Here is a 12,188-nt window from a genome sequence, read left to right as displayed (position 1 = left end):
GAGTGCCCACACAGATTGTCTGATAAATTGTTAAAGAGCAGTTGCGACGCGCTTTAGCGCTCTGTCGCGAGGTGGCGTATATTACGCTTTCCTCTTTCAGAGTCAACCCCATTTTTCAGGATTTTTCTCTTCGTTGTTCCGACCATCTTGTGAAGCGTTTCACTTTGTCGTCTCAACGGAGGCGCATTATAGGGATCCCATTTTTTTGCACAAGCGTTTTTTGGATCTTTTTTGCTGAATGCCTGTTTTTTACCCCTTTCGCTACATTCCTGCGCAATTTGGCTGATTTTTGATAGCTGAAACACTTGCGTAGCGCCAATAATCCAACCAAAGTCTTCATTACTGTTCTCTTTCGTTGAGGTAAACATGTCTGACGTATTACGTCCTTATAAGGATCTTTTCCCACAGATCGGGCAACGCGTGATGATCGATTCCAGTAGCGTCGTCATTGGTGATGTTCGTCTGGCTGATGACGTCGGGATCTGGCCGCTGGTCGTCATTCGTGGCGATGTGAACTATGTAGAGATTGGCGCCCGCTCAAATATCCAGGACGGCAGCGTGCTACATGTGACGCACAAATCCACCACTAACCCGCAAGGTAATCCGCTTATTGTGGGTGAAGATGTCACTGTCGGGCATAAAGTCATGCTCCACGGCTGCACTATCGGCAACCGGGTTCTGGTTGGCATGGGGTCCATTCTGCTGGATGGCGCGGTAATAGAAGATGACGTCATGATCGGCGCTGGCAGCCTGGTGCCGCAAAACAAGCGCCTGGAAAGCGGCTATCTGTATCTGGGGAGTCCGGTGAAGCAGATCCGTCCGCTAAGTGACGAAGAGAAATCCGGGCTACAGTACTCCGCAAATAACTATGTGAAATGGAAAGATGAATACCTGAGTCAGGACAGCCAGACCCAACCCTGATCGTCTTCTTGCTGGGACTGGATCAACGCTTCCGCTTCTTCTTCCAGACCCCAGCGATGTTCACAAAAGTCTGCCAGCCACCGTTCTGGCGTATCGCCGCCAAAGCGATGCGCCAGCGTGGTTCCCTTGATAGCACACATTAACTGCATCCCATTCACCAGTGCGGGAAAGCTAACGGCCTCAAGGACCGCGTCCCACTCTTCTCTGTCAGGAAACTGAATAGCCTGGTTCATGCCGACAGTTCCTGCTTCAGCGTTGCAATAACAGGTTCCACGTCAGGCAACACACCATGCCAGAGAAACACAGCATGCGCGGCTTGCCCCACCAGCATCCCCAAACCATCGGCATACCGTTTTGCCCCTTGCTCCGCACACCAGGAAAGGAACGGCGTATTTCCCTTTTGATAAAACATATCGTAGCAACAGACAGCAGGATGAATGAGCGATGACGGGATCGCGGGAATATCACCGCTAATTCCACTGGATGTCGCATTGATGATCAGATCGAATTCATGGCCTTCCAGCGCATCAAGACGAAGGGCCTGAACACTGCCGGTATGAGCGAAGATTTGCGCCAGTTCTTCAGCACGGGAAGCGGTTCGGTTCGCAATAGTAACCGCACAATCCATTGATAGCAGCGGTAACAGTACGCCCCTGGAAGCCCCCCCTGCCCCAATCAGCAGGATGCGTAGCCCCGGACGAATGAAAGACAAACGTTCAAGATCGCTCAACAGACCGATGCCGTCGGTGTTATCCCCCAGCAAGCGACCATCATCAAGGCGTTTCAGGGTATTCACCGCCCCGGCAAGCGCCGCACGCTCCGTCAGTTCATCTGCGCGTGCAAACGCTTCCTCTTTAAAAGGAACGGTAACGTTCGCCCCTTTCCCTCCTTGCGCAAAGAAGGCGTTAAGGGTATTCACGAAATCATCAACCGGCGCCAGAACACGCCCATAGAGATGATCTATCTTCAGTTGCTGCGCAAACTGCTGATGAATAAATGGCGACTTGCTGTGCGCAATCGGGTTACCAAAAACAGCATAGGTTTCCATCGTATTACCCCTGTCGAAACAGCTCGCCCGTCAGGGCATCACGAATTTCAGAAGGATTCAGGCGTCCTCCCGTTTCACCCTCAATAACAGGGAAATCCGCGCCAAACTGCGCCCGTACTTCTTCGTAAGTGCGGCAGGGAGGCAACCCTGTCAAATTCGCACTGGTGGAAACTAACGGTTTGCCATAAGCCTGGCACAATGAGACCACCAGCGGGTGATCCGTAACGCGAACCGCCAGCGAATCAAAACGTCCCGTCAACCAGCGCGGCGTTGTCACCGGTGCAGGAAAAACAAACGTCACCGGGCCAGGCCAGCACGCAAAGATCGCTTCTCGTTGCGTATCTGTCAGCATGCTGTCATCAATATATGGCTTAAGCTGCTCAAAATTTGCCGCAATTAAAATGAGGCCTTTTTCAACCGGGCGTTGCTTCAATTCCAGTAAGCGGTTGACCGCCGTTTCACTATCAGGATCACACCCGACACCGAAAACAGCTTCGGTGGGATACGCGATGACACATTCTTTATGCAGTACCGCTACCGCTGCCGCGATAGCGTCTGTAGGCAGGTTATTATTCACTTTGTTGTTCCGCCGGAACCGGCTTTCCACATTGTTTACTGGCGCAAAAGTGCTTCACACCCTGCGCGGTTTTCTTTTCGATGAGTAGCGGATAGTGACATTCAGGACACTCTCCGGCTATCGGTTTGAAGTTAATGACAAACTGACATTCAGGATAGCGATCGCAGGAATGAAAAGTTTTACCATAACGGGAACGCCGTTGAACCAGATGACCTTTTTGGCACTGAGGGCAGGTAATGGCAGTTTCGTCTGGTTTGTCGATCAGTTCGGTATGACCACACGCGGGGTAGTCACTGCAACCGATAAACATGCCGAACCGCCCCTGCCGCAATACCAGCTCCGCACCACATGCCGGGCAAAACTTCCCCTCCAGAACTTTGACGATATGTCCGTCTGCTGACGATTTCAGCGGACGGACATAATCACATTCTGGATAGTGTGAGCAGCCGAGAAAAGGACCGTGTTTCCCGGAGCGAATAACAAGTTCAGCCCCGCACTGTGGGCAGGGCTCATTTTTATGCACCGTAAACAGTGCTGATTTAGCCATAACAACTCATGCTGAATGAAGGTCGATTAATGCAGCATACCTTCATTCACTTCAAAGAGTAATTCTTCCATTTGCTGATACGCATTTTCACAACCCGGAATGTTAAATAAAACCATCAGGATCACCCACTTCAGGTCTTCCAGATCGAATTCTGCGGTATCCAGCGCGAGCACGCGTTCAATCACCATTTCTCGCGTTTCGAGGTTTAGCACCTGAATCTGCTCGAGGAATAACAGAAACCCCCGGCAGCTGGCATCCAGTCGATTGCACTCCTCTGCCGTGTAAATACGTACGGAGAGCGGATCGGAAGCCAATTGCATAGGTTCGGCGAGGCCTTCCTGATAATCAGCAAGCTTTTCCAGCCACAGTAGCGCGTTGTAGATGTCTTCACGGTCAAAGCCAGCGTCGGTAAGATCCCGTTCCAGTTTGTCCTGATCCACACGCAATTCAGCTTCGTTATGGATGTAAGTCTCAAACAAATACATTAGTACGTCGAACATGGCTTGCCCTCCTTAATCGGACATAGCCGCCGGGTACAGCTGCGATCCATCCTGCTAACTCCAGTTCGAGTAGCTGAGCCACTACCTCTGGCACAGGTTGGCCGGCACGTTCAGCGACGACGTCAACAGGTGTTACCTCATCTCCTACGTTAGCCAGGAGCATAGGAAATGGCAATGCTGCGGCTTCCTGATCTGGTGAATAAAGTGAATTTTCGGCCTCATCTGGCAGCCAATGTAAGCCGTATTGCAAATTTTCCAGAATATCCTCTGGCGCCGTCACAAGAGTGGCGCCCTGTTTGATCAACCAATGCGGCCCTTCACTGCCAGGGCTGCCTATCGGCCCTGGCAAGGCAAAGACATCCCTCCCTTGCTCCAGCGCACAGCGCGCGGTAACCAAAGAACCGCTTCGTAGTGCCGCTTCAACCACCAGCACGCCTTTGCTCAGGCCGCTAATGATGCGGTTTCGTCGGGGAAAATGGTGCGGTAAAGGGAGCGTCGCTAATGGAAACTCCGACACCAGCGCGCCACCGGCGTCTATCAGCCCCTCAGCCAGCCGGGTATGCCGTCGGGGATGGATACTTCCCAGACCGTTGCCCAGCACAGCCACGCTTTTCCCGTTCGCGTTTAAGGCGGCTTTATGCGCAACGCCATCAACTCCTCTCGCCAGCCCGCTGGTAATCGTCACCCCTTTTACGGCAAGACTTTCACAGAACAAACGCCCCCATCGCTCGCCATACCAGGAAGGTGTCCGGCTTCCGACGACGCCAAGCTGGAAGTTCTGGAGACATTCTGGATCACCCGCAACAAAAAAAGCACCGGGATAATCTGCAATCGCATTCAACTGTGCCGGATAACGCGCGCTGCCGGCCAGAATCAAATGGTGATGAGGTTGCTCAAGCCAGTGCTGCGCGTCATCCAGCGCTTTTTGCGGGACGGTTAAAAAGCGCTCCGCTTGTCGGGACGTTAACCCTGCGTTCTGAAGTAAAGTCTTATCAATCTGACGCTGTTGTATGAGCAAATTCGCAATGCTCAACATTGCATCGCCATACAATTCACTCACATGCATCAAACGTAACCAAATTTCGGTACGGGTCATCCTTATCCCCCTGCCACAAGCTGTCCTGGCAATCTTTGCGATTGGTCACTGATGCTGTCAATCGGAGGGGGTTTTGTCTAGAATAGAGGTAATAATCTTTCCAACTCCTGAACACAACTCTGGATAATTATGGCAGTTTTGCAAGTGTTACATATTCCGGACGAGCGTCTTCGCAAAGTCGCAAAACCGGTAGAAGAAGTGAATGCAGAAATTCAGCGTATCGTCGATGATATGTTCGAAACGATGTATGCAGAAGAAGGTATTGGCCTGGCGGCAACGCAGGTCGATATTCATCAACGTATCATCGTGATTGATGTTTCGGAAAACCGCGACGAGCGTCTGGTGTTAATCAACCCGGAACTGCTGGAAAAAAGCGGTGAGACGGGGATTGAAGAAGGCTGTCTGTCTATTCCAGAACAGCGTGCTTTAGTGCCGCGTGCGGAGAAAGTGAAAATTCGCGCACTCGACCGCGACGGTCAATCTTTTGAGCTGGAAGCAGACGGTCTGTTGGCTATCTGTATTCAGCACGAGATGGATCACCTGGTTGGTAAACTGTTTATCGATTATCTGTCGCCGCTGAAGCAACAACGTATTCGTCAGAAAGTTGAGAAACTCGACCGCCTGAACGCCCGAGCTTAAGGACAAGAATCAACGTGTCAGACTCACTACGTATTATTTTTGCGGGTACACCTGACTTTGCAGCGCGTCATCTTGACGCGCTGTTGTCTTCTGGACACAACGTCGTTGGCGTGTTTACCCAACCCGACCGCCCGGCAGGACGCGGTAAAAAGCTGATGCCCAGCCCGGTGAAAGTGCTGGCGGAAGAGAAAGGAATAGCGGTTTTTCAGCCCGCCTCCTTGCGCCCACAAGAAAACCAGCATTTAGTCGCAGACTTACACGCTGACGTAATGGTCGTGGTGGCGTATGGCCTGATTCTGCCAAAAGCGGTGCTGGATATGCCGCGACTCGGCTGCATCAACGTTCACGGTTCCCTGCTCCCGCGCTGGCGTGGCGCAGCGCCGATCCAACGTTCACTTTGGGCTGGTGATGCCGAAACGGGCGTAACCATCATGCAAATGGATGTGGGTCTGGATACTGGCGATATGCTCTATAAACTTGCCTGTCCAATCACCGAGAAAGACACCAGCGGCACGCTGTATGACAAGCTGGCGGATCTTGGCCCACAGGGGCTGATTGAAACACTGAAACAGTTAGAAAACGGTACCGCGAAGCCAGAAGTACAGGACAACGCCCTGGCCACTCACGCTGAGAAACTCAGCAAAGAAGAGGCGCGTATGGACTGGTCTCTCTCTGCTGCACAGCTTGAACGCTGCATCCGCGCCTTTAATCCCTGGCCAATGAGCTGGATGGAAATTGACGGTCAGCCGGTAAAAGTGTGGCAGGCGTCAGTGATAGAGCGCGTAACGCAAGCGGAACCGGGCACCATTCTTGACGCGACTAAACAAGGTATTCAGGTTGCAACCGGCAACGGCATCCTGAACCTGCTCTCCCTTCAACCCGCAGGTAAGAAGGCAATGAGCGCGCAGGATCTTTTAAATTCACGTCGGGAATGGTTTATTCCTGGCAACCGTCTGGCCTGACGGTCACGTCTTACTACGCCCGGTGTTACCGGGCATTTTTATTTTTGCGGTTATGAAAAAACAAAATTTACGCAGTCTGGCGGCACAGGCCGTTGAGCAGGTCGTTGAGCAAGGGCAATCCTTAAGTAATGTCCTGCCACCACTACAGCAAAAAGTCTCCGATAAAGACAAAGCGCTGCTTCAGGAGCTGTGCTTTGGCGTGTTGCGCACCCTTTCGCAGCTGGAGTGGCTGATTAATAAATTAATGTCTCGCCCGATGACCGGTAAGCAACGCACCGTGCATTACCTGATCATGGTAGGGTTTTACCAGCTATTGCACACACGAATTCCACCACATGCAGCCCTCGCGGAAACGGTTGAAGGTGCTGTTGCTATTAAGCGCCCACAGCTTAAAGGGCTGATCAATGGCGTTTTGCGTCAGTTTCAGCGTCAGCAGGAGGCGTTGCTGGCTGAGTTTGCGACCAGCGAGGCGCGTTTTCTGCATCCGTCCTGGCTGCTAAAGCGCCTGCAAAAATCCTATCCCACCCAATGGGAAGCGATTGTCGAAGCCAACAACCAACGTCCTCCAATGTGGTTACGCGTGAACCGTACACATCATTCACGCGACAGCTGGCTCACGTTATTACAGGACGCAGGAATGAATGGTTTTCCCCATTCGGCCTATCCTGACGCCCTACGTCTTGAGTCTCCGGCTCCGGTTCATGCCTTACCCGGTTTTGAAGAGGGTTGGGTAACGGTTCAGGATGCTTCCGCGCAAGGCTGTGTTAGCTTCCTCGCCCCACAAAACGGCGAGCAAATCCTGGATTTGTGCGCCGCACCGGGGGGTAAAACAACGCATATACTCGAAGCCGCGCCTGAAGCGCAGGTGTTGGCTGTCGATGTCGACGAACAGCGTCTTTCACGCGTTTACGATAACCTTAAACGTCTGGGGATGAAGGCAACCGTCAAACAGGGTGATGGTCGATATCCCGCGCAATGGTGTGGCGAGCAGAAATTTGACCGTATTCTGCTGGATGCGCCTTGTTCAGCCACCGGCGTCATTCGTCGTCACCCGGATATCAAATGGCTACGCCGCGATCGTGATATTGCTGAACTGGCAAAATTACAGTCGGAAATTCTGGATGCCATATGGCCACATTTAAAGTCAGGCGGAACACTGGTCTACGCGACCTGTTCTGTCCTGCCGGAAGAGAATAGCCAACAGATTCAGGCCTTTTTACAGCGCACCCCGGACGCCACCCTGATCGGCACCGGAACCCCCGCTCAACCGGGCGTGCAAAATCTGCCTGGTGCGGAAGAAGGTGACGGCTTCTTTTACGCTAAGCTAATCAAAAAGTGATGAGATAACGGGTCGCGACTGATGAAAATTATCATTCTGGGCGCAGGGCAAGTCGGCGGCACGCTGGCTGAAAACCTGGTCGGAGAGAACAACGACATCACGGTGGTCGATATCAATGGCGAACGCTTGCGTAGTTTACAGGACAAGTTCGATCTCCGCGTCGTGCAAGGGCATGGCTCTCACCCTCGCGTGCTGCGTGAAGCGGGTGCAGACGATGCGGATATGCTGGTCGCCGTGACCAGTTCCGATGAAACGAATATGGTCGCCTGCCAGGTGGCCTATTCACTCTTCAATACGCCAAATCGTATCGCCCGTATCCGCTCGCCAGATTATGTCCGCGATGCGGATAAACTCTTCCACTCTGAAGCCGTCCCCATCGACCATCTTATTGCGCCAGAGCAACTGGTCATCGATAACATTTATCGCCTGATCGAATATCCTGGCGCATTGCAGGTCGTTAATTTCGCCGAAGGTAAAGTCAGTCTTGCGGTAGTGAAAGCCTATTATGGCGGGCCACTGATCGGGAACGCGTTATCCACGATGCGTGAGCATATGCCGCATATTGATACCCGCGTCGCCGCGATATTCCGTCATGACCGCCCCATTCGTCCCCAGGGTTCGACTATTGTAGAAGCAGGCGATGAAGTCTTTTTTATTGCCGCATCGCAGCATATCCGCGCGGTAATGAGCGAACTGCAACGTCTGGAGAAACCCTATAAGCGTATTATGTTAGTCGGCGGGGGAAATATCGGTGCCGGTCTCGCGCGTCGTCTGGAAAAAGATTACAGCGTCAAACTGATCGAGCGCGATCAACAGCGGGCCTCCGAACTTGCCGAAAAACTGCAAAATACGATCGTCTTTTTTGGCGATGCGTCGGATCAGGAACTGCTGGCTGAAGAGCATATTGATCAGGTTGATCTGTTTATTGCAGTCACCAACGATGATGAAGCCAACATTATGTCGGCAATGCTGGCCAAACGGATGGGTGCGAAGAAAGTAATGGTGCTCATTCAACGTCGCGCCTATGTGGATCTCGTCCAGGGGAGCGTCATTGATATTGCCATTTCACCACAGCAGGCCACGATTTCCGCGTTACTCAGCCATGTGCGTAAAGCCGATATTGTGGGAGTGTCATCGCTACGTCGTGGTGTAGCAGAAGCAATTGAAGCCGTCGCCCACGGTGATGAAAGTACATCTCGCGTCGTAGGCCGTGCCATTGATGAAATTAAACTTCCACCGGGAACAATAATTGGCGCAGTGGTTCGCGGTAACGATGTAATGATTGCCAATGACAATTTGCGCATTGAACAAGGCGATCATGTGATTATGTTCCTGACGGATAAAAAGTTTATTACCGACGTCGAACGCTTATTCCAGCCAAGTCCTTTCTTCCTGTAATTATTTGGGCGCTAATGCAGCGCCCTCTTTAATTCCCCTGTTTTATCAGGGCCTAATAAATGCTCCTTTAAACAATCCATAAATGGAAAATGCCTTAACATTTGTTAAACTTATAAACGTCAGTTGCATAGGGAGAATAAAATGAGCTTTATTAAAGAGTTTCGCGAATTCGCGATGCGCGGGAATGTTGTTGATTTGGCAGTAGGTGTGATTATTGGTGCGGCATTCGGGAAGATCGTTTCTTCTCTGGTTGCTGATATCATTATGCCGCCTCTGGGTTTGTTAATTGGCGGGATCGATTTTAAACAGTTTGCCTTTACGCTACGCGAAGCGCAGGGAGATATCCCGGCAGTCGTGATGCATTACGGTGTGTTTATTCAGAACGTCTTTGATTTTGTTATTGTGGCGTTTGCCATCTTCATGGCTATCAAACTGATCAACAAACTGAATCGTAAGAAAGAAGAACCGACGGAAGCGCCAGCGCCGACAACGGAAGAAGTATTGCTTTCTGAGATCCGCGATCTTCTGAAAGAACAAAACAACCGTTCTTAACAAGCCTTAATAAGCAGAAAGCCAGTGGTAAAAAAGTGATTCACTTTCTTGCCACTGGCCTCCCAGTTACCCCGATTGCCATGTTTGCCTTTACGCAGATAACTTCCTTTCCCTTTCTTATTTTTTTCAACACGTTGTCTGAAAAGCGGATCGTGCAGTAATGCCTCAATGGCGTTGTCTTTTATCTGCCCTTTCGTATGCTGATAACGACTCATAATAACTCCAGTTTGTATGGTTTAACGGCGCGAGTGTAGGCTCATCAGGTCAATAAATCAACAGTCCTGCTTTACTCCGCTGGCGCCTTGTTCCAGTGCTTCCAGAATTGAACAATAGACGCTGCTGTGTGCCGTTCCACAGCAGGCATCGTTCAGCCTCTGCAATGAACGCTGCATGCTCTGTAATTCCGCAATTCGTGATTCGACCTCTTTCAGCCTTTCCTGCACGATTCCTTTCGACTCCTGGCAGGTATGGTGTTCGGGATCGACACGGATCGACAACAGTTCCCGGATCGACTCAAGCGTAAAGCCCAACTGCCGGGCATAGCGGATAAACTTAAGGCGCTGAAGATCGTTTTCCGTGTAGAGTCGAAAACCACCCTCCGTACGCACTTCATGCTCCATCATCTGCTGCTTTTCATAGTAGCGGATGGTATCGGGCGTCACTTCTGCCAGCTTTGCCAGTTCACCAATACGATACATATAAGCTCCGTTAGTCATCATTAATCTTATGCAGCAATTTATCTGCATATTCACCGCGTAAAAACCCGGTACTCAGCCCCGCCTGTCGTAGTTTTAGTTCAAGGAGCGATAAACGGCGGCTCACTTCCTGATACCGTGGATCGTCCTGACGAATACCTTTAAGTAGATCCAATAGCTGAACGGCTTCTTTACGCTGTTCAAGCTCCGGGGGAAGGCAACCGGCATTTTTGAGTAAACGGTAGCCAGTCCGTAATTCAGGCGGCACATGTGAGTCATCATCCAGGGTCAGCGGCTCACCGCTGCCGGGCAGATTATCAAACTCACCTTTAGTCTGTGCATCGGTAATATGGCGCTCTGCCCACTGGTCCAGTAACCACATACAAAAACTCCAGGGGATGAACAAAAAGAGTACAGATATTGTAGATAAGTGGGGATACGGCGGATATAAAAAAACCCGCCGGAGCGGGTTTTTTTACGTTACTACAGATTACTCTGCAGCAGCTTCTGCTTTCGACTCAGAACGATCAACCAGCTCGATGTATGCCATCGGCGCGTTGTCGCCTGCACGGAAGCCACACTTCAGAATGCGAGTGTAACCACCGGCGCGGCTCGCGAAACGCGGGCCCAGTTCGTTAAACAGTTTTGCCACGATCTCGTTATCACGAGTACGGGCGAATGCCAGACGACGATTAGCTACGCTATCAGTCTTGGCAAGAGTAATCAGCGGCTCAACTACGCGACGCAGCTCTTTCGCTTTAGGCAGGGTCGTCTTGATGATCTCATGACGAACCAGTGAACCTGCCATGTTGCGGAACATAGCCTGGCGATGGCTGCTGTTGCGGTTCAGTTGACGACCACTCTTACGATGGCGCATGACCTTATCCTTCTCAGTAAAACCTTAACCTGTGATCCGGTTACTCGTCAGCGATGCTTGCCGGTGGCCAGTTTTCCAGGCGCATGCCCAGAGACAGTCCACGGGAAGCCAGCACGTCTTTAATCTCAGTAAGAGATTTTTTACCCAGGTTAGGCGTCTTAAGAAGCTCAACCTCGGTACGCTGTACCAGATCACCGATATAGTGGATAGCTTCTGCTTTAAGGCAGTTAGCAGAGCGGACAGTCAATTCCAGATCGTCAACAGGGCGCAGCAGGATCGGATCGAATTCTGGTTTCTCTTCTTTCACTTCCGGCTGACGTACATCACGTAAGTCAACGAAAGCTTCCAGTTGTTCAGCCAGAATGGTTGCCGCACGACGAATCGCCTCTTCAGGATCGATTGTGCCGTTGGTTTCCATTTCGATGACCAGCTTGTCCAGGTCGGTACGCTGTTCTACACGCGCTGCTTCAACATTGTAGGCAATACGCTCTACAGGGCTGTAGCATGCGTCGACCAGCAGACGGCCGATTGGGCGCTCATCTTCTTCCGAATGAATTCGGGTAGAAGCCGGCACATAACCACGACCGCGCTGAACTTTGATACGCATGCTAATAGACGCGTTCTCATCGGTCAGGTGGCAGATCACGTGCTGCGGCTTGACGATTTCGACATCCCCGTCATGGGTAATGTCGGCTGCAGTCACAGGGCCAATGCCAGATTTATTCAAGGTAAGAATAACTTCATCTTTACCCTGAACTCTCACCGCCAGCCCTTTCAGGTTGAGCAGGATTTCCAGGATGTCTTCCTGAACGCCTTCTTTGGTGCTGTACTCATGTAGTACACCATCAATCTCAACCTCGGTCACCGCGCAACCCGGCATCGATGAGAGCAGAATACGGCGCAGTGCGTTACCCAGAGTATGGCCAAAGCCACGCTCTAAAGGCTCAAGGGTCACCTTGGCGTGCGTCGAACTCACTTGCTCGATATCTACCAGGCGCGGTTTTAGAAACTCTGTCACAGAACCCTGCATTGTGTCC

18 protein-coding genes are annotated in these 12,188 nt (G+C 51.5%); 6 read left to right on the top strand and 12 right to left on the bottom strand.

Annotated features, from left to right (window positions below; translation table 11 throughout):
* Positions 1-53: 53 nt before the first annotated feature.
* Positions 54-368, bottom strand: coding sequence for a hypothetical protein (locus tag OGX84_RS03050; protein WP_147491759.1), 315 nt, complete (start codon positions 366-368; stop codon positions 54-56).
* On the opposite strand from OGX84_RS03050, the gene OGX84_RS03045 reads away from it, so the two are divergent.
* Entirely contained in the window at positions 367-921 is a 555-nt protein-coding gene (locus tag OGX84_RS03045; protein ID WP_112001470.1) for a gamma carbonic anhydrase family protein, read from the top strand. The two genes, OGX84_RS03050 and OGX84_RS03045, sit on opposite strands and share 2 nt — an antisense overlap.
* On the opposite strand, the gene OGX84_RS03040 is transcribed toward OGX84_RS03045, so the two are convergent.
* Genes OGX84_RS03040 through dprA form a run of 6 tightly spaced genes read right to left on the bottom strand, consistent with a single transcriptional unit; the run spans position 897 to position 4,689 of the window.
* The gene (locus OGX84_RS03040) at positions 897-1,154 is read right to left on the bottom strand and encodes a DUF1488 family protein (RefSeq protein WP_286457363.1); all 258 of its coding nucleotides are present in this window, start codon (positions 1,152-1,154) and stop codon (positions 897-899) included. The two genes, OGX84_RS03045 and OGX84_RS03040, sit on opposite strands and share 25 nt — an antisense overlap.
* A complete protein-coding gene (gene aroE / locus OGX84_RS03035) occupies positions 1,151-1,969 on the bottom strand; it encodes a shikimate dehydrogenase (protein ID WP_112001469.1) in 819 nt (272 codons plus the stop codon). The genes OGX84_RS03040 and aroE overlap by 4 nt, the downstream gene beginning before the upstream one ends.
* A 4-nt stretch (positions 1,970-1,973) precedes the next feature.
* A complete protein-coding gene (tsaC, locus tag OGX84_RS03030; RefSeq protein ID WP_112001468.1) occupies positions 1,974-2,546 on the bottom strand; it encodes an L-threonylcarbamoyladenylate synthase type 1 TsaC in 573 nt (190 codons plus the stop codon).
* Complete coding sequence (locus tag OGX84_RS03025) at positions 2,539-3,093, bottom strand: DNA topoisomerase family protein (RefSeq protein ID WP_012135414.1); 555 nt, start codon at positions 3,091-3,093, stop codon at positions 2,539-2,541. The genes tsaC and OGX84_RS03025 overlap by 8 nt, the downstream gene beginning before the upstream one ends.
* A 26-nt stretch (positions 3,094-3,119) precedes the next feature.
* Positions 3,120-3,593, bottom strand: a complete 474-nt coding sequence (smg, locus tag OGX84_RS03020) for a DUF494 family protein Smg (protein WP_024130999.1) — start codon at positions 3,591-3,593, stop codon at positions 3,120-3,122.
* Entirely contained in the window at positions 3,565-4,689 is a 1,125-nt protein-coding gene (dprA, locus tag OGX84_RS03015; RefSeq protein WP_200076371.1) for a DNA-protecting protein DprA, read from the bottom strand. Before dprA ends, smg begins: the two co-directional genes overlap by 29 nt.
* Positions 4,690-4,818: 129 nt before the next feature.
* On the opposite strand from dprA, the gene def reads away from it, so the two are divergent.
* The 5 genes from def (at position 4,819) to mscL (ending at position 9,579) form a co-directional block, all read left to right on the top strand.
* Complete coding sequence (def, locus tag OGX84_RS03010) at positions 4,819-5,328, top strand: peptide deformylase (RefSeq protein WP_047460857.1); 510 nt, start codon at positions 4,819-4,821, stop codon at positions 5,326-5,328.
* Positions 5,329-5,342: 14 nt separating this feature from the next.
* Positions 5,343-6,290 carry a methionyl-tRNA formyltransferase gene (gene fmt, locus OGX84_RS03005; RefSeq protein ID WP_047460854.1) on the top strand — a complete coding sequence of 316 codons (948 nt, stop codon included), beginning with the start codon at positions 5,343-5,345 and terminating at the stop codon, positions 6,288-6,290.
* Between the two features lie 52 nt (positions 6,291-6,342).
* The gene (gene rsmB / locus OGX84_RS03000) at positions 6,343-7,629 is read left to right on the top strand and encodes a 16S rRNA (cytosine(967)-C(5))-methyltransferase RsmB (RefSeq protein WP_112001693.1); all 1,287 of its coding nucleotides are present in this window, start codon (positions 6,343-6,345) and stop codon (positions 7,627-7,629) included.
* A gap of 21 nt (positions 7,630-7,650) precedes the next feature.
* Complete coding sequence (gene trkA, locus OGX84_RS02995; RefSeq protein ID WP_012135420.1) at positions 7,651-9,027, top strand: Trk system potassium transporter TrkA; 1,377 nt, start codon at positions 7,651-7,653, stop codon at positions 9,025-9,027.
* A gap of 141 nt (positions 9,028-9,168) precedes the next feature.
* Positions 9,169-9,579 carry a large-conductance mechanosensitive channel protein MscL gene (gene mscL, locus OGX84_RS02990; RefSeq protein WP_012135421.1) on the top strand — a complete coding sequence of 137 codons (411 nt, stop codon included), beginning with the start codon at positions 9,169-9,171 and terminating at the stop codon, positions 9,577-9,579.
* Here the strand turns inward: mscL and arfA are convergent.
* The 5 genes from arfA to OGX84_RS02965 form a co-directional block, all read right to left on the bottom strand.
* Positions 9,576-9,794, bottom strand: a complete 219-nt coding sequence (arfA, locus tag OGX84_RS02985; protein ID WP_012135422.1) for an alternative ribosome-rescue factor ArfA — start codon at positions 9,792-9,794, stop codon at positions 9,576-9,578. The two genes, mscL and arfA, sit on opposite strands and share 4 nt — an antisense overlap.
* A 57-nt stretch (positions 9,795-9,851) precedes the next feature.
* Positions 9,852-10,277: a Zn(2+)-responsive transcriptional regulator gene (zntR, locus tag OGX84_RS02980; RefSeq protein ID WP_112001466.1), complete on the bottom strand. Its 426-nt coding sequence runs from the start codon at positions 10,275-10,277 to the stop codon at positions 9,852-9,854.
* Between the two features lie 10 nt (positions 10,278-10,287).
* The gene (locus tag OGX84_RS02975; protein ID WP_112001465.1) at positions 10,288-10,656 is read right to left on the bottom strand and encodes a DnaJ family domain-containing protein; all 369 of its coding nucleotides are present in this window, start codon (positions 10,654-10,656) and stop codon (positions 10,288-10,290) included.
* A 108-nt stretch (positions 10,657-10,764) separates the two neighbouring features.
* Positions 10,765-11,151, bottom strand: a complete 387-nt coding sequence (rplQ, locus tag OGX84_RS02970; RefSeq protein WP_001216372.1) for a 50S ribosomal protein L17 — start codon at positions 11,149-11,151, stop codon at positions 10,765-10,767.
* 40 nt (positions 11,152-11,191) lie between these two features.
* Positions 11,192-12,181 (bottom strand): DNA-directed RNA polymerase subunit alpha, encoded by a 990-nt coding sequence (locus tag OGX84_RS02965; RefSeq protein WP_001162094.1) that lies wholly within the window; start codon positions 12,179-12,181, stop codon positions 11,192-11,194.
* Between the last annotated feature and the right edge of the window lie 7 nt (positions 12,182-12,188).

Source organism: Citrobacter sp. CK202 (genome assembly GCF_030333225.1).
GTDB lineage: Bacteria > Pseudomonadota > Gammaproteobacteria > Enterobacterales > Enterobacteriaceae > Citrobacter_B > Citrobacter_B koseri.
This window is presented reverse-complemented; position numbering and strand designations above follow the sequence as displayed.